This is a genomic window from Ramlibacter sp. WS9 (genome assembly GCF_003797765.1).
In the GTDB taxonomy this organism is placed as follows: Bacteria; Pseudomonadota; Gammaproteobacteria; order Burkholderiales; family Burkholderiaceae_C; genus Ramlibacter.
Genome location: NZ_RKMB01000001.1, coordinates 427248 through 448049 on the forward strand (window position 1 = coordinate 427248; position 20802 = coordinate 448049).

At 65.2% G+C, this 20802-nt stretch carries 13 protein-coding genes and 1 tRNA gene; 9 read left to right on the plus strand and 5 right to left on the minus strand.

The annotated features are described in order from the left end of the window. The first annotated feature begins 892 nt into the window (after positions 1-892). From mutM to mutY, 3 genes are read left to right on the plus strand one after another with little or no spacing between them, the layout of a single operon-like run. The gene (mutM, locus tag EEB15_RS02090; RefSeq protein WP_141507861.1) at positions 893-1708 is read left to right on the plus strand and encodes a bifunctional DNA-formamidopyrimidine glycosylase/DNA-(apurinic or apyrimidinic site) lyase; all 816 of its coding nucleotides are present in this window, start codon (positions 893-895) and stop codon (positions 1706-1708) included. 50 nt (positions 1709-1758) lie between these two features. After that, on the plus strand, positions 1759-3720 hold the full coding sequence (locus EEB15_RS02095) for a dynamin family protein (RefSeq protein ID WP_141507862.1): 1962 nt from the start codon (positions 1759-1761) through the stop codon (positions 3718-3720). Positions 3721-3778: 58 nt separating this feature from the next. After that, complete coding sequence (gene mutY, locus EEB15_RS02100; protein ID WP_141507863.1) at positions 3779-4819, plus strand: A/G-specific adenine glycosylase; 1041 nt, start codon at positions 3779-3781, stop codon at positions 4817-4819. Here the strand turns inward: mutY and rapZ are convergent. From rapZ to EEB15_RS02115, 3 genes are read right to left on the minus strand one after another with little or no spacing between them, the layout of a single operon-like run. Then, complete coding sequence (gene rapZ, locus EEB15_RS02105; protein ID WP_141507864.1) at positions 4816-5700, minus strand: RNase adapter RapZ; 885 nt, start codon at positions 5698-5700, stop codon at positions 4816-4818. The two genes, mutY and rapZ, sit on opposite strands and share 4 nt — an antisense overlap. A gap of 27 nt (positions 5701-5727) precedes the next feature. Then, positions 5728-7392 (minus strand): DNA repair protein RecN, encoded by a 1665-nt coding sequence (gene recN / locus EEB15_RS02110; RefSeq protein ID WP_141507865.1) that lies wholly within the window; start codon positions 7390-7392, stop codon positions 5728-5730. A 1-nt stretch (position 7393) separates the two neighbouring features. Further along, positions 7394-8287 carry an NAD kinase gene (locus tag EEB15_RS02115; protein WP_141507866.1) on the minus strand — a complete coding sequence of 298 codons (894 nt, stop codon included), beginning with the start codon at positions 8285-8287 and terminating at the stop codon, positions 7394-7396. A 103-nt stretch (positions 8288-8390) separates the two neighbouring features. Here EEB15_RS02115 and hrcA point away from each other — a divergent pair, with 103 nt between their 5' ends. Together hrcA and EEB15_RS02125 are read left to right on the plus strand one after the other, a co-directional pair. Next, on the plus strand, positions 8391-9392 hold the full coding sequence (gene hrcA / locus EEB15_RS02120) for a heat-inducible transcriptional repressor HrcA (RefSeq protein WP_141507867.1): 1002 nt from the start codon (positions 8391-8393) through the stop codon (positions 9390-9392). A gap of 24 nt (positions 9393-9416) precedes the next feature. After that, positions 9417-9493: transfer RNA gene (locus EEB15_RS02125), tRNA-Ile, on the plus strand. 258 nt (positions 9494-9751) lie between these two features. Here EEB15_RS02125 and EEB15_RS02130 read toward each other — a convergent pair. Next, entirely contained in the window at positions 9752-9931 is a 180-nt protein-coding gene (locus EEB15_RS02130; protein ID WP_141507868.1) for a hypothetical protein, read from the minus strand. A gap of 95 nt (positions 9932-10026) precedes the next feature. Here EEB15_RS02130 and EEB15_RS02135 point away from each other — a divergent pair, with 95 nt between their 5' ends. Then, positions 10027-10797, plus strand: a complete 771-nt coding sequence (locus EEB15_RS02135) for a MipA/OmpV family protein (RefSeq protein ID WP_158289963.1) — start codon at positions 10027-10029, stop codon at positions 10795-10797. Positions 10798-10832: 35 nt separating this feature from the next. Continuing rightward, a complete protein-coding gene (locus tag EEB15_RS02140) occupies positions 10833-11840 on the plus strand; it encodes a PHB depolymerase family esterase (RefSeq protein WP_141507870.1) in 1008 nt (335 codons plus the stop codon). Positions 11841-11856: 16 nt separating this feature from the next. Here EEB15_RS02140 and EEB15_RS02145 read toward each other — a convergent pair whose 3' ends face one another. After that, positions 11857-12081: a dodecin family protein gene (locus EEB15_RS02145; RefSeq protein ID WP_141507871.1), complete on the minus strand. Its 225-nt coding sequence runs from the start codon at positions 12079-12081 to the stop codon at positions 11857-11859. Positions 12082-12229: 148 nt separating this feature from the next. Here EEB15_RS02145 and EEB15_RS02150 point away from each other — a divergent pair, with 148 nt between their 5' ends. Beyond that, the gene (locus tag EEB15_RS02150) at positions 12230-13501 is read left to right on the plus strand and encodes a D-amino acid dehydrogenase (protein ID WP_141507872.1); all 1272 of its coding nucleotides are present in this window, start codon (positions 12230-12232) and stop codon (positions 13499-13501) included. Positions 13502-13659: 158 nt separating this feature from the next. Further along, positions 13660-20784, plus strand: coding sequence for a carboxypeptidase regulatory-like domain-containing protein (locus tag EEB15_RS02155; RefSeq protein WP_141507873.1), 7125 nt, complete (start codon positions 13660-13662; stop codon positions 20782-20784). Positions 20785-20802 lie beyond the last annotated feature (18 nt).

The window sequence follows — 20802 nt, forward strand, 5'->3', positions numbered from 1 at the left end:
CTCACGCTGTCGCTTGAAGCAAGTCAGCCTGCTTTCGCGCGGGGGCAAATCTTGAACCCCTATCCGGCCCGTTACAGGCCGGCATTCGCTTTTTGCTTCTTCCTCTGCCCGCTACACCATGGCCGTTACTTACGCTTCGGTTGCCACCCCGTACTGGCGGTGGCGATGCATCGGGTTTACCTCGTTTCCCAGGGTGCCCAATCCGGCCGGCAGGCCGGAAGATGGGGTTAGGGACGTTCTATCCGCCGCGCATTCTTAGGGAACGGACCAACGTCGATGACAGTTGATCCCAGACGCGTTGCCTTTTGGCCGCAGCTCTCCGAGCGAACCCGGAAAACAAGAGTTAGCTGCACTATGTTTACGACGGTTCTGACGAACGTTCACTTGTGTTTCCCATACCCTTTACCCCGGCATCCCCTCATCGTCTTGCTCGATGTGTCGCGCCCCATTGCTGGTGCGCTGCGCGCCGGAAGGCGCGGGATGTTTATCCGTAGCTCCGCACACCCCAATTGCTCGAGATGCACTAACGGACGGGGTCACGCCGTTCCAGACGTGGTTTCGGTTTATAGAAACAAGGCACCTTGAGCGGCACGCTTCGTTAACCGCCCAGAGAGGCGGCTGCTACGGTGCAAATTTCTTTGCTGCTGTAGCTTTCAGGCAACGAAAATCCAATCCGCGAGGGCGAAATTCGTTGCGAAAGCACCCTAGGTGGGGCTTTCAAGTCGTTGAAATGCAGGCATTTCAAGCGACCTTCTGATGAGATTTCCGGGGAGGAAATCGTCGTTTCTCCGAGGAGAAACGCTCTGTTGAATGCTGGCACTAGGCCAGCTATGAAGCGACATCGAGTCGCACCATCGAACCATAATAATCCAAGGCCCCTTAACCGAACCTTATGCCGGAACTGCCAGAAGTCGAGGTAACACGCCTGAGTCTTGCCGACCGCATCGCCGGGGCGACGATTCAATCCGTCCGGATGGGCAAGCCGCTGCGCTGGCCACTGGGCCTGCAGCCGGAAAGGCTGGTCGGGCGCACGGTGAGCAGGGTGCGCCGGCGTGGCAAGTACTTGCTGCTGGACCTGGACGAGGGCCTGCTGCTGTTACACCTTGGCATGTCGGGGAGCCTGAGCTTTGCCGACTTTCAGCCCGCCGCCGGAGCCCACGACCATTTCGACCTGAATACATCGCGTGGGGTTCTGCGCCTGAGCGACCCTCGCCGCTTCGGGGCGGTGGTCTACGCGGCGGCCGAAGACTCCGCCGAGGCGGTCAAACTGCTGGGCCGCCTGGGCGTCGAGCCGCTGACCGAGGCCTTCGATCTCGCCTCGTTCCACGCCGGCCTGAAGCGGCGCAACGCGCCCGTCAAGCAGGTGCTGCTGGCCGGCGACCTCGTCGTGGGCGTGGGCAACATCTACGCGTCCGAAGCGCTGTTCCTGGCCGGCATTCGCCCTACGATGCGAGCGTCGGGCATCAGCCGGCCACGCGCGGAAAAGTTACGCATTGCCGTGCGCGACGTCCTGGCCCGGGCAGTGGCCAAGGGCGGCAGCACCCTGCGTGACTTTTCCAATGCGGATGGGCAAGCCGGCTACTTCCAGCTCGAGGCGATGGTTTACGACCGGGCGGGGCAGCCGTGTCGCGTGTGCGGGACCGGTGTCAAAAGTATTCGCCAGGGGCAGCGCGCTACCTATTTCTGCCCGCACTGCCAGAAATCCTGAAGCCGCGCTCTGCACTGCAATGCTATATTCAAAGCCACTCCGGGGGCATAGTGGGCACTTCCTTTAACGAACAATTCGACCAGCATGGCGCATGGCGGCGTGAATTCGCGCTGCGCCTGAAATTGCTGTCGGAATGGCTGAAGGACCATGAGCTGCTCGACTCGGCCGTGGAAGAGCGCCTGCGCCGCCTCGAAACGCAGATGCGGTCCGACAAGGTCATGGTGGCCTTCGTCGCCGAGTTCTCGCGCGGCAAGTCGGAGCTGATCAACGCGATCTTCTTCGCCGGCTACAAGCGCCGCATCATGCCCGCCAGCGCCGGCCGCACCACCATGTGCCCGACCGAGCTGGGCTACGACAGCGAAGTCCCTCCTTGCCTGCGGCTGTTGCCCATCGAAACCCGCCTGTTGCCCCAGGCGCTGATGGAATGGCGCGGCGCGCCGGAAAAATGGACGCGCGTCGATCTGGACGTGAACGACCCGGTGCAGCTGGCCAAGGCTTTCGAAAAGGTTGCCGAGGTTCGCTACGTCACCAAGGACGAGGCCAAGGCCCTGGGCTTCTGGCACGACGATGCACCGCAAGACAACCCGATGCTCAACGCCGAGGGCAAGGTCGAAGTGCCGCGCTGGCGCCACGCCCTCATCAACATCGCGCACCCGCTACTGAAGCAGGGGCTCGTGATCCTGGACACGCCCGGCCTCAACGCCATCGGCGCCGAGCCCGAGCTGACCGTCAACCTGATTCCGCAGGCTCACGCCGTCGTCTTCATCCTTGCAGCCGATACCGGCGTCACCAAATCCGACCTGTCGATCTGGCGCGAACACCTGATCACCGAGTCCGACAACATCGACTCGCGGCTGGTCGTGCTGAACAAGATCGACACGATGTGGGACTCGCTCTCCACGCCGGCGCAGGTGCAGGCGCAGATCGATCGCCAGCGGACCACGTCGGCCGAAATCCTCGGCCTGCCGCGCGAACAAGTGATCCCGGTGTCGGCGCAAAAGGGCCTGGTCGCCAAGGTCAACGACGACAAGGAATTGCTGGCGCAAAGCCAGTTGCCGGTGCTGGAGCGCGCCCTGAGCCAGGGCGTGATGGGCCAGCGCCAGAGGATTCTTCGCACGGCAGTGGCCGGCGGCATCGCCGAATTGCGCCAGGAAGCGGGCCGCGCGATCCACATCCGCCGCCGCGACCTGGCCGAGCAGATGCTCGAGCTCAAGGGGCTGCGTGGCAAGAACACTTCGGTCATCAAGCACATGCGCTCGCGCATCGAGCAGGAGCAGGGCGACTTCGACGTCAGCGGCGCGCGCATCCACGCCGTGCGCTCCGTGCACCTCAAGCTGCTGCGCGATGTGTTCACGCTGCTGGGGACCAGCACGTTGAAGACAGAGATGGCCGAGCTCACCGCGGCGCTGCGCCAGCCGGGCATCAAGCTGGGCGTGCGAAAGGCCTACGCCTCGACATTCGAACGCCTGCGTGCGGGCTTGCGCACGGCCCAGACCACCAGCGGCGAAATCCAGTCGATGCTCACCGGCACGTTCCGCCAGCTCAATGCCGAGTACGGCTTCTCGCTGCAGGCTCCGCGCGAGCCGGACCTGGCCCGCTACGAGCGCGACCTTGATCTGGTCGAGCGCAGCCACAACCAGTATCTCGGTGTCGGCAATACATTCCGCCTGGCCCAGCCCGAATTCGCGGACCGGCTGGTGCGCGCACTGGCGACGCGGCTTCGCGTGGTTTACGAATCGGCGCTCGGCGAGGTCGAGCTGTGGAACAAGTCGGCGGCGGCGCAGCTCGACGCCCAGCTGCGTGAGCGCCGGCGCAACTTCGGTCGGCGCATCGAAGCCATCGAGCGCATCCAGCAGGCCGCTACCGGCCTCGACGACCGCATCGCCGAAATCAACGCGCAGGAATTGGTGATCGACCAGCTCGACGCCAAGCTCACCGAGCTGACCGGGCACCTGGTCGACATTCCGGAAGCCGGCCCGGCGTCGAACGAGCCGATCCTCCAGACGGCGTGACCCGCTGGGCCGCTCCCGAGGGTCACAGCACCGCAGTGCGCAGCACGGAGGTTGGTCAATGAGCGGTTTGCCGGCGGGATTCGCCGGCCGCGTCGTGCGTTGGCAGCGCACCCATGGCCGCAACAGCCTTCCCTGGCAGAACACCCGCGAACCGTATCGCGTGTGGCTCTCCGAGGTGATGCTGCAGCAGACGCAAGTGTCCACGGTGCTCGACTACTACGCCCGTTTCCTCGCGCGCTTTCCCGATGTGCGCGCACTGGCCGAGGCGCCGGAAGATGACGTGATGGCCCTGTGGAGCGGGCTGGGCTACTACAGCCGTGCCCGCAACATGCACCGATGCGCCAAGGACGTGGTGGCTTTGCACGGCGGGGAGTTCCCCGGTTCGGCCGAGGTGCTGCAAACCTTGCCCGGGATAGGCCGTTCAACCGCGGCTGCGATTTCTTCCTTCTGCTTCGGTGAGCGGGTCGCCATTCTCGACGGCAACGTGAAGCGCGTGCTGACGCGCGTCCTCGCGTTCGATGCGGATCTTGCAGTTGCCGCGAGCGAGCGCGAACTCTGGTCGCACGCGCAGGCGCTGCTGCCAACGCGCGGCGTCGCCGAGTCGATGCCGCGCTACACGCAGGGCCTGATGGACTTGGGCGCCACAGTTTGCCTGTCGCGTAACCCCAACTGCCTGATTTGCCCGGTGAGCGATGTGTGTGCGGGATCACGCAACGGAAACCCGGAAGACTATCCGGTCAAGACGCGCAAACTCAAGCGCACTTCCCAGGCACTCTGGCTGCTGCACGCGCGCAACGCCGAAGGCGCGACCTGGCTGGAGAAGCGACCGTCCAAGGGGATCTGGGCGGGCCTGTACTGCCTGCCCGTGTTCGAAAGCCGTGACGCGCTGCAGTCCGTGCTGCCCGCGAAGGCGCGGCCGCACCTGCAAGACGGCGAATCGTTCCTGCACGTTCTCACGCACAAGGACTTGCACCTGCATCCCGTCGTGGTGGAGTTGGGCGGCAACGCGCTGGGCACAGGGCAGGGCGGCTGGTTCGCCGGCGGTGACTGGGGCCGTCTCGGTTTGCCGGCACCGATCCGCCGTTTGCTGGAAGGCTAGACGTCCAGCTCGCGGTGGCGTTTGAGCGCGATCCAGCGCTTGCCGAAGGCAGCGGCCAGCTGCTCCACCAGATACACCGAGCGGTGCTGGCCACCCGTGCAGCCGATGGCCACCGTCACGTAGCTGCGATGATCGCGTGCCAGATGCTCCAGCCAATGGTCGAGGAAGCCTTCGATGTGGCCGTACATCACAGCCACGTCGGGGCTTTGTTTGAGGAATGCGATCACAGGCTCGTCGCGGCCCGTCAGGTCACGCAGCGCGGCCTCGTAATGAGGGTTGGGCAGCATCCGCACATCGAAGACGTAGTCGGCGTCGACAGGGATGCCGCGCTTGAACGCGAAGGATTCGAACACCAGTGTCAGTTGGCTCGCCGGCGCCGAGAGCAGGGACTTCACGTGAGCTTGCAGCTGCGCGGGGCGAATCACGCTGCTGTCGATCACATGGGCCTGCTCGCGCAGCGCGGCGAGCAGTTCACGCTCCAGCTCGATCGCGTCGACCAGTGCGTGCTGCTGGTCGTGGGCCAACCCGCTGTCTTGCGCGCCGGGCCGGTTGCTGGACAGCGGATGCCGCCGCCGAGTTTCCGAGAAGCGCCGCACCAGCGTGTCGGTGGTGGCGTCCAGGAACAGCGAACGGACCACGACGCCCTGCTGGCGCAGCTGCCGCAACTGCTCCGGCACTTGCGGCAACGACGTGGCGCTGCGCACGTCCATCGCGATGGCGACGCGCTCCGCGCTGGCCTGCTGTTCCAGTGCGACGAACGAGAGCAGCAGTTCCGGCGGCAGGTTGTCCACGCAGTAATAGCCGGCGTCTTCGAGCGCGCGTAGCGCCACGGACTTGCCGGAGCCCGACATGCCGGTGATGAGGACGATTTCGAGTGTCATGGGACCGGGGTTCTTGTCGCGCGCAGCTCAGGGCTTGGCTTTGGCCGCGTTGTGCCCCAGCATTTCCTTGGCGTGCGCCACCGTGGTGCCCGACAGGTGCTCGCCGCCCAGCATGCGAGCGATCTCGGCGACGCGCTGCTCACCGTGCACGGCCGAGACGGTGCTCGACACGCCCGACTTGTCGCTCTGCTTGGCGACGACGAGGTGGTGATCGGCACAGGCGGCCACCTGCGGCAGGTGCGTCACCGCGAGCACCTGGCGATCACGGCCCAGCTGCTTCATGAGCCGGCCCACCGTCTCCGCCACGGCGCCGCCGACACCGGAGTCCACCTCGTCGAAGATCAGCGTTTGCGCGGTGCCGAGCCGGCTGGTCGTCACTGCGATGGCCAACGCGATGCGCGACAGCTCGCCGCCCGATGCCACTTTACCCACCGGGCGGGGCGTGTTGCCTGCATGGCCGGCGACAAGAAAGGACACTTCCTCCAGCCCGCCTTGCGTCGGTTGATCCACCTTCTGCAAGGCCACCTCGAAGCGACCACCTTGCATGCCCAGGCCCTGCATCGCCTGCGTCACGGCCTTGGCCAACTGCGGTGCGGCCCTGGTGCGGGCCTTGGACAGCGCTTGCGCCTCGGCCATGAAAGCTGCGAGCTCCTTTTGTTCGGCCGCCTCCAGCGCTGCCAGGTCGGCCGCCGCGTCGAGCTGCGCCAGCTCCTGCTTCCACGAAGCCAGCAAACCCGGCAGGTCAGCGGGCGTGCGCTTGTAGCGGCGTGAAAGCGACATCCACAGCGACATGCGCTCATCGAGTTCGGCCAATCGCTGCGGATCGAGCTCGGTCTTGCGCAGGTACGCATGCAGCGAATGCGCCGCATCCTCGGCCTGCGCGAGGCTCGACGCCAGCACCTGGGCCAGATCGCGAAACGCCGGCTCCACGTGTTCTTGCGCTTGCAACAGTGACAACGCCTGCGACAGGCTGCGGGTGGCGCCGCCTTCGTCGCCTTCCAGCACTTGCAGCGCGCCCTGCGCCGCCTCGAGCAGCGACTGCGCATTCGCCAGGCGCCCGTGGCTGGTGTTCAGTTCATCCCACTCGTCGGCGCCAGGCGCGAGCTTGTCCACTTCGCCGATCTGCCAGGCGAGGCGCTCGCGTTCGCGCTGTAGCGAATCCTGCGCGGCTCGGGCATCGGCAAGCGACTTCTGCGCGGTGCGCCAACGCTGCCAGAGCTGTTGCAGCGCCTGCGTCGTCACGCCGGCGTAAGCGTCGAGCAGGCCGCGCACCGCATCCGGGCGCGTCAGGCTCTGCCAGGCGTGTTGGCCGTGGATGTCGACCAGCTGGTCGGCTAGCTCCCGCAATTGCGTGGCCGTTGCCGGTGTGCCGTTGATCCACGCGCGGCTCTTGCCCTGGCTATCGATGCTGCGGCGCAGGAGCAGGCTGTCTTCACTCTCGAACCCTGCTTCCTCCAGCCAGGGCGCCAGGCCCGCCGGAAGATCGAACTCGGCGCTGATGTCGGCACGCACCGCGCCTTCGCGCACAACGCCGCTTTCCGCGCGGGCGCCCAGCGCCAGTTGCAGCGCGTCCACGAGGATCGATTTGCCCGCGCCCGTCTCGCCCGTGAGCACGCCGAAGCCGTCGGCCAGCTCCAGATCGAGTTCGCGCACGATCACGAAGTCGCGCAGCGCAATCCGCTTCAGTCCCATTTCAATTGCCCTCGTTCCAGTGCAGCTTCTTGCGCAGCGTATCGAAGTACGTCCAGCCGCGCGGGTGAAGAAAGCGCACGCGATGTTGTGACCGCCTCACGGTGATGCGGTCGCCGTGCAAAAGCGATGCCAGCGACTGCATGTCGAAATTGGCGCTGGCGTCGCGCCCGGATACGACCACGATGGCGATCTCGGACGCGTCCGGCAGCACGATGGGCCGGTTGGACAGCGTGTGCGGCGCGATCGGCACCAGCACCCAGCCGGGGGTGGACGGATGCAGCAACGGGCCGCCTGCCGACAGCGCGTACGCGGTCGATCCCGTGGGCGACGCGACGATCAGGCCGTCTGCACGCTGGTTCGCGACGAAATGCCCATCCACCTCGACGCGCAGTTCCACCATGCCGGACGTGGCGCCGCGGTTGACGACCACGTCGTTCATGGCCAGCGCGTCGAAGACGCAGTGGCCGTCGCGCACCACCCGTGCATGCATCAGGCTGCGGTGGTCTTCTTCGTATTCGCCCACCAGCATGGGCGGCAGCACGTTGCGGTAGTTGTCCAGCGGGATGTCGGTGATGAAGCCGAGCCGGCCCTGGTTGATGCCGATCAGCGGGACGCCGTATTGCGCCAGCTGCCGGCCAATGCCGAGCATGGTGCCGTCGCCGCCGACCACCAGCACCAGGTCGCACTGCGCCCCGATGGCGGGAACGTCGAGCGCCGTGTACCCTGTGATGCCGGCGGTGGCCGCCGTTTCGCGTTCCAGGACGACCTCGCAGCCCTGGGACGTGAGGAAATGGGCAATATCCTCCAGGTCCTTGCGCGTGGAAGCGCCGACGGCTCCCGAAACCGCGGCATGGTATTTACCGATGAGGGCAACCTGGCGGAACTGGGATTTCATTGGCAAATTACATCATTAAAAGGCCGTCATCAAAACTTCGCCCTTTCGTCGCAGCGAAACAACTGCCCTCAGGCCGTGAGAGCCATGGCTAGAATTGCCCATCATGCTCGATGACCGCGCCAAGTTGTTGTTGAAAGCCCTGGTCGAGCGCTACATCGCCGAGGGGCAGCCGGTGGGCTCGCGCACGCTGTCGCGCGCGTCCGGACTGGAGCTTTCGCCCGCCACCATCCGCAACGTGATGTCCGACCTGGAGGAACTGGGGCTGATCGCCAGCCCCCACACCTCCGCCGGGCGCATCCCCACGGCGCGCGGTTACCGGTTGTTCGTGGACACCATGCTCACCGCGCAGCGCGAGCAGCTGACCCCGCCCAGCCTGGCGCCCGACCAGCCGCAGAAGGTCATCGCCAACGCGGCCAATTTGCTCTCCAACCTATCGCAGTTCGTGGGCGTGGTGATGGCGCCGCGCCGCAACTCGGTCTTCCACCACATCGAATTTCTGCGCCTCTCGGATAAGCGCTATCTGGTGATCATCGTGTCGCCCGACGGCGACGTGCAGAACCGCGTGGTGTTCACGGACACCGACTACACCCAGACGCAGCTGGTCGAGGCGGCCAATTTCCTCAACGCCAACTACTCGGGCATGGAGATCGAACAGGTGCGCGAACGCCTGAAGGGCGAGGTGCAAAAACTCCAGGGCGAGATCGCCACTCTGATGCAGACGGCCGTGCAAGCCAGCTCGGATGCCATTGCCCAGCAGGACGAGGTGGTGATTTCCGGCGAACGCAACCTGCTGGCCGTGAGCGATTTTTCCAGCGACATGAGCCACTTAAGGCGCGCCTTCGACCTGTTCGAGCAGAAGACGCAGCTGATGCGCCTGCTGGACGTTTCCAGCCAGGCGGCGGGCGTGCGCATCTACATCGGCGGCGAGAGCCAGGTCGTGCCCTTCGAAGAGCTGTCGATCGTGAGCGCCCCGTACGAGGTGGACGGGCAGGTGGTGGGCACGCTGGGCGTGATCGGCCCGACGCGCATGCCCTACGACCGCATGATCCAGATCGTGGACATCACGTCCAAGCTGGTGAGCAATGCGCTGAGCCACAAGCAGTAGCCCTCTTACAATCGGCGTTCGGTTGGGGCGTTAGCTCAGTTGGTTAGAGCAGAGGACTCATAATCCTTTGGTCGTTGGTTCAAGTCCAACACGCCCTACCAGTTGCACGGGTCCCGCGCTATCGCAAAGTCGGCAACCGATACAACGCATGCCCACATTGCGACATGCGGTCGGCGGCGGCCTTCCATGCTTCAAAGGCCGCCGCATACGCTGCGTCCGTGGGCTTCAGGTTGTTCATGGGCAGCCATGCCGCGCGTTCAGCGCGTATCGCCAGGGTGTATTGGCCGCGCGGGCCGTCTGCATCGGCAACAGTGCTGCAGGTAACGTCGATGTGTGTCCGGGTATGAACTGTCATCGAGTCACTTGCCCAGGGCGCGCAGAACAGCGTCGCGTGACGGGCCGCGGACTTTCATGGCGTTGAGTACCTGCACACGGCTCCTGCCGGTGGCGCGGACGAGCGAATCGACCTCGTGTTCGCGCTGCATCGCCAGTTTTTCGCTTTCGGCCTTCTTCGCCAGGTCATCGTCGCTTGCGTTCATAAGGCTTCCTAGTTTGATGGACCACTATGACAGCTCTGAGGGAATGTGTCATCGCGGACTACCCGCGCATGCGGGCCAGATGGCAGAATGATTCGATGATGTTTGCACGAACCGCCATCGCATTGGCCGCCATGTTGCCGCTCACGGCGTTCGCGGAACTTTCCAACGATACGTTGCTCGGCCCCGGTTTGCGGTCGCGGCCCGCATACGATGGCTCCGATTCGCGCAAGGCAGAGTTCGTGCCGGTGGTTCGCTACCTGGGCCGTCCTTGGTTCGCGCGTTCAACGCAGGGCGTGCTCGAAGGAGGGCTGCGCGCAGAGCTGGCGCCCGGACTGCATGTGGGTGCGCAGCTTGCGTACGAGCCGGGGCGTCAAACCGGCGAATCCGGTTTTCTGGAAGCGCACAACCTTCCCGACATCAAGCGCGGCGGTTCGGTGGGCCTGCACCTGGAGTGGGACCACAAGTTCGGCCCCATGCCCGTGACGCTGCTGGTCCGCGGGCGCAAGAACGTCGACGCCGATCTGGGTGCGCAAGCGGACGTACGCTTGAGCGCGGGCGTGTTCCAGGGCGGAAGATTCAATGCCGGTGTTTTCACGCAGGCAGTGTGGGCGTCTTCCAAATCGGTGAGTGCTTTTTACGGCGTCACGCCGGCGCAGTCGGTCGCATATGGGCTGCCCGCGCACGACGCTGGTAGCGGCTGGCTCAACACCAGCTTTGGCTTGCTGTGGTCAATCGATCTCGCGCCCAAGTGGGTGGTGGTTGGAAGTTTCGAGCAGCGCCGGTTGCGCGGCGATGCGGCGAACAGCCCGCTGGCCGAACGCGTGTCGAACGGTTACGCCACTGCCGGGCTTGCGTATCGTTTCTGAGTCGCGCTTTTGCGCTTGATCCTCAGGCTGCGTTGATGGCAAAACGGATTCGCAAGTCCCCCTGGACGAAGGTCTTTGAGCGCAGCTTCGCGCAGATGACGCGCGAGACGCTCAAGGCCGGGGCTCGCGCGGCCGAGCAGACATTGAAACTCGTGGCGGAGAAGCGCAAGCCGCCAGCAGGCGAAGGGGATTGGATTTCCGGGCTGGCGATAGGCGCCGGCGGCATGCGCCGCTATCGGCTCTACCGGCCCCCTGACGTCCTGTTCGGCGAGCGATTGCCATTGGTGGTGATGCTGCACGGATGCGGCCAGGACGCAAAGAGCTTCGCCCAAAGCACCCGCATGAACAAGATCGCGGCGCGCGAGCGTTTTCTGGTGCTCTATCCCGAGCAGGACCGTCTGGCCAATGCCCAGGGCTGCTGGAACTGGTTCGACACACGATCCGGACGCGCCTACGCCGAGGCCGAACTGATCATGCGAGCCATCGACCAGGTGTGCCTGCTGTACCAGGCGGACCGCGCGCGTGTCGCGGTGGCGGGTCTTTCCGCGGGCGCCAGCATGGCGGCGTTGCTGGTCACCCGGCATCCCGGGCGTTTCAAGGCGGTGATGATGCATTCGGGCATCCCGCCCGGCACCGCGCACTCGCCCCTGTCGGCGGTCGGCGCGATGCACGGCCTTCGCTCCTCCCGGCCGTTGATGGCCAGCCCGGTTGCGATGGCCGCGTTGTGGCCGCCGCTCTTGGTCGTGCACGGCGGTCTCGACCGCGTGGTGTTGGCCAGCAACGGCCAGGCGGCTGCGCGCGTCTGGGCCGGCGCCGCGGGCGCGCAGCCGGCCGCGGGCCGCAACGTGCAGCGCGGCAAGCGGTATCCGATGACCGTGACCGACTACAGACTCAGGAGGGACACAGTGGCTACCCTGGTCGAAGTGGCACAGCTAGGCCATGCCTGGAGCGGTGGCGCGGCCAAGCAGCCCTTCAGCGACGCGCAGGGCCCCGACGCGTCGCGCATCATGTGGCAGTTCGCGGCGAAGCAATTCCAGCGGTGACGCCACGGCGCCCGGTTCAGGCGTCGTACTTGAACGACAGGGACACCCGCGCCCGGTAAGCGACGACCTTGCCGCCATCGACCGTCATGTCGAGCTTGGTGACTTCTGCCACGCGCAGGTCGCGCAACGATTTGGCGGCGGTCTCCACCGCTGTCTTGGCCGCGTCCTCCCAGGAAACCTTGCTGGTGCCGATGATCTCGGTGACGCGGTAGACGCTGGCTGCGGTTTCTTTCTTGGCCATGGTGCTCTCCTTCGGGGTTGTGAGGCGCGGGTGCCGCACCTCGAACTCTGCGATGCGCTTGCCTACAGCATGGCGATCGGGATGCCGTGTTCCTGCGGAATATCGGTCATGCCTGCCTTCTAGACGCCCGAATGATAGCCTTGCGCGCATGAAAATCCTCATCCTGGGCAGCGGCGTCATCGGCACCACGGCCGCGTACTACCTCGCGCGTGCGGGGCACGAAGTCACCGTGCTCGATCGCCAGAACGGCCCGGCGCTGGAGACCAGCTTCGCCAACGCGGGCGAAGTGTCGCCGGGCTATTCCGCACCTTGGGCCGGGCCGGGCGTGCCGGCCAAGGCTATCAAGTGGATGCTGATGCACCACGCCCCGCTGGTCATTTGGCCGATGCTGGATTGGGCGATGTGGCGCTGGGGCGCCGCGATGCTGCGCAACTGCACAGAGGCACGCTACAAGGTCAACAAGGCACGTATGGTGCGGCTGGCCGAGTACAGCCGCGATTGCCTGCGCAAGCTGCGCGCCGACACGGGCATCGGCTACGACGATCGCGCCCAGGGCACGCTGCAACTTTTCCGCACGCAGAAGCAGCTGGATGCGACAGGCAAGGACATCGAGATCCTGCGCCAGTACGGCGTGCCCTATCAACTGCTGGACCGGGAAGGCTACCTGCAGTACGAGCCCGCGTTGGCATTGGTGAAGGAGAAGTTCGTCGGCGCGCTGCGGCTGCCAGGTGACGAAACCGGCGACTGCTTCATCTTCACGCAGAAGCTGGCGCAGATGGCGCAGGCCGAAGGCGTGCAGTTCCGCTGGCGCGTGAACATCCAGGCGTTGCGGCGCGAAGGCGATCGCATCGTCGGCGTGCAGACGGATGCCGGCTTGCTCGAAGCCGACAGCTACGTGGTCGCGCTGGGAAGCTATTCACCGCTGCTGCTGAAGCCGCTGGGCATTGATCTGCCCGTCTATCCGGTGAAGGGCTATTCGATTACCTTGCCGATCGATGACGCGGCGTGCGCACCCGAGTCCACCATCATGGACGAGACGCACAAAGTCGCGGTGACGCGCTTGGGTGACCGCATCCGCGCCGGCGGCACCGCGGAACTGGCCGGCTACAGCCTCAAGCTGCGCGAAGCGCGGCGCGACACGCTCAACCACGTGGTGAGCGACCTTTTTCCGCGTGGGGGTGATGTGAGCAAGGCCAGCTTCTGGACGGGCCTGCGCCCGATGACGCCGGACGGCACGCCTGTGATCGGGCCCACGCATCTGGAAGGGCTGTGGTTGTCGACGGGCCATGGGACGTTGGGGTGGACGATGGCTGCGGGGAGCGGGCAGTTGTTGGCGGATTGGATGGGAAATCGGATGCCGGCCATTGATACGGCGGGTCTGTCGCTCGGCCGATACACGGGCCGTATCAAAACAAATTGATACAAGGACATTTGCAATGTCTGGTTGCAATTAGTACTTAATTCGGCGAATATCCGATCGCAAGAAAAAAAGTAGCTAACTAGCACCATATGCATAGGTGGCTGGCACCGCAGGGAGGCCCGCGACAACGATGCGTGTGATGTGCGGAGGAACACATCATGCGAAAGCAAATTGCCGCGCTGGCCGCGGGTGGACTGCGTTGTGCGTTGCGTTTTCAACGTGTCCTGGTCGTAGGTCTGGCCCTGGCGGGGACTGCACTGGTCTTTGGCGCCCCGGCAGACGTCGCGCGCGGGCTGGCCTGGCTGCAGTTGCAAGTGCAAACCAGTGGCGCATTGCTGTCCGGTTCGAGCACGGCGGCCACGGCACAAGCCCAGTGTGAAACCGCGACCACGCTTCTGCGGCTCGCCGGCAACAGCAGCCAAGTCGCCTCCCTCATTGCGGCAATCCAACCCCAGGGATCGAGTGGCGTCACCGAGTCGCTCGGCTGTTGGCAGCAGTTGCGCCAGCAGTTGGGGCAAAGCATCCTCGGCTCGGACATCGAATCACGCCGCATCGGCCAGCAAGGCTATGCGGCCTATGCCGATTTCGGTGTTGCCAACGCTTTGGACAGTGGCTGGGCGCTGGGCGCACAGCTGAAGAACCTTCCTGCAACCGACAAGGCCACGCTGCTTGCATGGCTGCAGGCCAGCCAGCACGCTAACGGCAGCTTCACCGCAGCCGGCCGTGCCGACCTGCTCGCCACAGCCGTGGTCTTGCGCGGCCTGCAAGAAGAAGCGTCGAAAAGCACCGTCGCCGCCGGCATCGCGTCGAAAGCGGCTGCATGGTTGCTGGCGCAGCGCAATGCGCAGGGCAACTGGCTCGGAGATGTGGCAACCACCGCCGTGGTTTTCGAAGCGGCCCATCCTTACACGGGTGTCGACGCCGCAATCGCAAGCGGAGTCGAGGCTTACCTCGTCGGCCTGCAACAGCCCGACGGTTCGTGGCAGGGTGACGCGTACGTCACCGCAGTCGCGTTGCGCGCGTTGGCGCTGACAGGCGTGCAGCCAATCGATCCGACGCTGGCCGCCGCAGCCACCGTTCGGGGCGTCGTCACGCTCGCATCGAGCGGCCAGCCGCTGGCTGGCGTCGTCGTCAAGGCGCAGTCGGCTTCCGGTGCTGGCAAGTCCGCCACGACCGATTCGCAAGGCGCATACCTGCTTCAAGGCATCGCCCCGGGGGCCATCAACCTGGCGGCGTCATCGAACGGCTACCAGACACTTACGGCGCAGGTCACGCTCGACGCGGGCATGACTGCAGTCTTCTCTCCGGCGATGTATCTTGCAGGCGGCACGGCCCCCACCGAAGCACACATCAAGGGTCGGCTGCTTTCGTTCGGCAGCAACGTCGCGTTGGCTGGCGTCGCGGTACAGGTGACGGGTGCAACGCAGGCCAATGCACAGACCGATGCGCAGGGCGCCTTTGACATCGCCGTCTCTGGCGGCGCGCATACCGTGACCTACACGCTCGCGGGATACGTCACCCAGACGCAGCAGATCATCTTGTCGGGAGGCGCGACTGCCGATGTCGGCAGCATCGTCTTCAAGCCCACGCGCACGACGAGCAGCATGCGCGGTTCGGTGACCGACTTGCAGGGCCAACCGGTGCCCGGCGCGATCATTGCCATCCAGGGTGGGCCATCTGCCACCGCCAACGCGGCGGGCGCCTACTCCATCCCCGAATTCACTGGACTGCAGCTGTCCGTGAAGGTCAGCGCGAGCGGCTACACCACGCGCGACTTCAGCCTCACGCTCACTCTGCCAGGCGACGTGGTGCAGGACTTCAAACTGCCCAGCTTGACGGCGGCGTACCTCAATCTGTCGGACCTGACACTGGCGGTCCCGTCCGCGGGTTTGCGCAAGGACGTGACCGCGACGGCGATCGTAAGCAACACTTCGGCCGGTGAAGCCGCCGCCGTGGGCACGGCCATCGTCGTCGACCCGCAGGGCCAGCGCATCGCAACGCTCGCGGCACTCGACGCCACGGGACAGCCGCTGTCGACGATCACCTTGCAGGCCGGACAACAACAAACGGTGTACTACAAGTGGAATACCGGCAGCTTCGCGCCGGGCAGCTACCAATTCACGGCTCGTTTGCTGGTCCCGCAGTCTGCAACGCGGGACGAGCCCGATGGCGTCATCTTGGCCTCGCAGCAGCGCGCGTTGGCGATCACCTCGGGCGCAAACTTCATCGGATCCGTCACGGCCAATCCGCCGGTGCTGCGTGCGGGCACCAACACGCCGGTCAAACTGTCCGCTCTGATCCAGAATGACGGCAACGTTTCCCTGCCGTCGCAGGACTACAAGCTCGCCGTCATCGACACCAAGTCCGGCGTCACGACGTTGACGCGGACGGTCAATGGCGCCGAGCTGCCGGTCGCGCAACTGGGCAACCTTGCCTTCAGCGACTGGACGCCCCTGGGCGGTGGCAACTTCCGCCTGGAGCTGACGGCGCCTTCCACGCCCGGTGCGCTCGTGACCACCACGCTCTATGTGGGTGACGCAGGTTCGGCAGCGTTCACTGTCGACAAATCCTTTGTGCCCGCAGGCGACCAGAAAGTACGCGGCACGATCAAGGTCACAGGCCAGAGTGTTGCCAACGGCACCATCAACGATCCTCTGGTCCCGCTGGTCAAGGCGGCCATCGTCAAGGCTGTGAACTATGCCGACAACTACGCGGCCAACCACTACTTCAATGACCTGAAGTGCTTCGCCTGCCACGTGCAAACGCAGGCGGTGGTCGGTGGCGAGCGCAACCTGAAGTACTTGTCGCCCGCCAATCCGTTGCAACGTGCGGTGCTGATGCAGGGCATTACACAGGGCGTGGCCAACGAGAACGACACGGCGACCACGCAAACCGGCCCGACAACGGACGCCGGTCCCGTGGTCTACAGGGATTCTCCAGGCTCGTTCAAGATCACCAACACCACCTTGGGCCTGTGGGCCGCCTCGCAGTGGCACGACCCTGCGGCCGTCAACTATTCCAGGGTGCGGATGGGCAAGTTCTTGATGAAGTACCAGTCGGCCAACGGCTCGTGGCCTGTGGACCACGCTTCCGCGTGGTGGCGTACGAGCTCGCCGCTTACCGCGCTGAACGTGGGCAGCCTGTCCGCCCTCAAGACCACTTTGCAAAGCACGCCCATCGCCGGCAAGAAACTGGTGCCGTACAGCGTACCGGGCTTGCCCGCGGGCGACATGCGGATGACCGCGGACGCATCCGGCACGATGTACGTGACGATGTTCGGCGGCCAGGTCTGGTCGGTGCCGCCGACGGGCACCCCCAGCGTTGTGGTAACAGGCCTGGCTGCGCGCAGTGCCTGGCCGCTGGGCGATGGCCGCCTGCTGGTGGGCGCCAGTACGGGCGTCTACATCCGCGAAATCAACGGCACTCTGACGAAGATTTCATCGCTCAACGTGTTCGAAGCGCAGCCATGGAAGAACGGCAACTTCCTCGTCACGTTGTGGGGCGGGAATTCGCTCTACATGATGACGCCCACAGGCGCCATAACTGTGGTCGTTTCGGACGGCCGCATGGCCGGCACGATGGGGCCGACGATCATGCCGGACGGCACCATCCTTGCCTACGCGCAGTCTCTGTCCAGCGTGCTGCGCTTCAACGCCAATGGGCAGTTGCAGGACTTCCCGATTCCCGCGAATCCTTTCGGCGGGTTGATGAATTCCATCCCCTACAACGGCGGTTTCCTGCTCAGTACGCAGACTGGCCTGTTCTTCTACAACAAGGACTGGGTGGCCGAGCGCTGGAATCACGAGCGCGTGTTCGGCTCGGTGCAGCTGCCCGACGGCCGGTTGCTTGTCAACTACAAGGGCAGCCTGCATGAGGTGCAGAACAACACGCCCATCAACGTCGCCACCACGGTCGCGGATATCGAAACCACCGTCAGCAAGTCGGCGACATGGCTCAAGGCGGGCGTGGGCATCGACAACAACAACAACATGGATGTCGCCTTCCGCTTGATGGGCCTGGGCTCGTTGAAGCAGCACTACCAGGGGACAGCCCGTGCAACCGAGTTCGATGCGCTGATGCAGACGTTGGGGACGACGCTGCGAAGTCGCCAGCGCGCGGACGGCGGCTGGGTCTGGGTACAGGGTTCGTATAGCGTCAGTGATTCGATGATCACCGCGATGGTCGGCCTTGCGCTGGACACACTGAACCCATCCAAGGACTCGCCTGAGGTTCGAAGTGCCATTCAATTGCTGTTGAACCGCCAGAAGCCTGACGGCACCTGGGCATCGGAGAACGGGGTTTCCAGCGTTCCGCTGATTTCCTCGACGTGGGTCGAAATCTGGCTGCCCACCATGCTGGAGCGATTGGGCGGCATCGACACCAACCTGAGCGTGGACCTGCCCGCGACCGTGACCCTGAGCAATCCGGACCGCACACCGACCAGCAGTGTGACTGCGGCCGATGGGTCGAGCAGCTATCTCTGGAAGCTCGTGGGCGTGACCGAAACGAGCCAGCAGGTGAACTTCGACCTGATGCTCAAAGGCATGCAGATCGACGAAGTGCGGCCGGTGGCGCAGGAGGCCAAGCTGATCTTCACGAACAGCTTCGTCTCCGGAAGCGTTACTGCGTCCATTGAAGTGCCGAAGGTCGCCGTGGGCACCAGCATGACACCGGCGGTCAGGACAGACAAACCGGTCTACACCGAGGTGGACCAGGCTGTGTTCACCGGTACGGCCACCAACGCGGGCACCGTCGTCCGTGATGGGCAGGTGCGCTTCAGCGTGTTCGATGCCGCAGGCCAACTGGTCGAGGTGTTGCCGTTGGGGCCGACCATCAGCGTTCCTGGCTCGGGCACTGCGAGCATTGCTGGTCTGTGGCCTGTCTCCGGCATCCTCTCCGGCAACTACCAGGTGCGAGCCGACCTGTATTCACCTGCGGGGTTGTTGTACGGCAGTGCGACGGCGAGTTTCGTGGTCAGCGCGAGCCAGGTGCAAGCCACCAGTGCGCGCATCAACGCAGATCGATTGAGCTACAGCACAGCGCAAAGCGTGCAACTCACCTCGCGCGTTGCCAACAACACGACCAACACCGCGATGGACAACCTGCAAGCCCGCACCGAAGTGCGCACCGGCGCAGGCCAGAGCGTCATGGTCAGGACCGAGCCCATTGACCAACTCGCGGCCAGCGGCTTCCGCCAGTACGGCTACAGCCTGGGCGCAGGCACCCTGGCGCCCAGCAACTACGGCGCCACCTTGCAACTGCTGGCCGGCAACGGCTCCGTCCTCGCGCAAAGCACCACCAGCTTCAGCGTCCTGGGCGCAGACCAGACAGGTGTCGGCATCACAGGCCAACTGCAGGCCGTGCCCGACATCCTCTTCGTCGGCCAGAACTCGCACCTGACCCTGCAAGTCACCAACAACTCCACCATGAGCTTGAGTTCGGTGCCCCTGACCGTGCGCGTCGTCGACCCCGTCCTCGCAAGCGTCGTCGCCACCTTCACCACGACAGTGGCCGACTGGACCGCCGGCGAGGCCCGCAGCTTCGGCTTCGACTGGAGCGCGCTGGGCGAGCACGGGCAGAACCTCGTCGCTGTCGCCAGCGCCGTCGTCGCCGGCAAGGACATCCCGCTGGCCCAGGCCAACCTCAAAATCCTGGGCATCCTGTTCACCGGCACCATCGCCGCCGACCCGCGCGAAGTCGAAGCCGGAGACCAGACCAGCCTGGCCTACGGCGTCACCAACCCGACCCCCGTGGCCGGCCGCATGACAGGCAACGTGGCGGTGCAAACCCAGGCCGGCCAGACCCTCACCACCTGGCCGCTGGACCTCGCCATCGCGGGCATGGCCAACTTCGCCGGCAACCAGCTCTACACCACCGGCGAGCAGTTGCAGACCCTCACCGCCGTCCTGAGCCAGCACCTCGGCACCAGCACCTCGGTATTGGCCACCACCACCTTCACCATCATCGACCGCCCGGTGCCGCTGGGCGTGGCCACCGGCTTGAAGGGCCAGGCCCGCATCCTCGTGCTCGTCTCCTGCCCGCCGGGCCTGGGCGCCGCGGACGAAGCCGCCTGCGTGGCCCAGCGCAGCCAGGCCATCGTCACCTACTTCAGCGGCTTGGGCATCACCGCCAAGACGGTAACAACGCGCGACGCCTTCGCAGCCGAGATGTGCTGCGGCTCGTACAACACCTACTGGTTGAGCGGCGGAGCCACCAAGCTCGACGCGCAGACCGTGGGCGAACTCGAGCAAACCGTCTACCGCGGCGAAGCCCTGTGGATGGACGGTGTGCACGACTCGCGCAACCAGCTGCTGCACCCGGCCGCTGGCGTCAAGGAAATCGGCAAGCTGTCCACCAGCAACCAGGTCGAACACTCGCTCGAGCCGGGCCTGTACGGCGCGGGCGACCTCCCGACCCTGGGCCAGCCCACGAAGTTCGAGCTGACCACGGGAGCGGCGCAAGGCCTGTTCACGCAGGTGCCCGGCCAGCAGGCGCCGGTCCCCGCGATCGTCAGCAACGACCATGGCCGCGGCAAGAGCCTGCTGTTTGCCTTCGACCTGGCGGCCATGATCACCGCCGACGTGGTGCAGGCCAACAGCCAGCTGGCCGGCTTCGTGAGCACCTCGGCCAGCTACGGCGTCAGCGGCAGCCCGACGCTGACACTGGGCGACATCACGCAGCTGAGCGCGAGCACCAACAACCAGGGCACCCGCACGGTCTCCTTCAAGGCCGAGGCCACGCTGCCGGCGGCGCTGGCATCGATCTCTACCGCACCGCAGGCGCAACTCACCGTCAACACCGACGGCAGCACGCTGGCCACCTGGAACTTCACCCTGGCCGGGGGCGCCACGCAGGAGCTCAACTGGCTGGTGCGCGCGACGCAGGCGGGCAGCTACAGCGTGCCGCTGTCGATCTACAGCATGCCGAATGTGGGCAGCAGCTTGCCGCCCAAGCTGCGGGTGACCACGACGTTCGTGGTGGATGTGAAGGACGCGGCGAGCCTGGTGCAGCAGCCGCTGCCCACGGCCAATGCGCTGGAGCCCACGGCCAGTTCGGACAAGAGCAACAAGACCAAGGCGCTGAGTGCGATTGCCAATGCACAGAGCCTGCACGCGCAAGGCAGCTACGAGCAGGCCATCGTGCAGTGGCTGGCCGCCGCCGATGCCCTGACCGGCATCACCTCGGTGGACACCACAGCCGCACGTCAGGCCGTCGCACTGGCACTCGAGGCGAGCACCGATGCACTTTGCATCCAGCGATGCGGCACAGCCGCTTGCCAGTGAGCCGAAGGAGGAAACAAC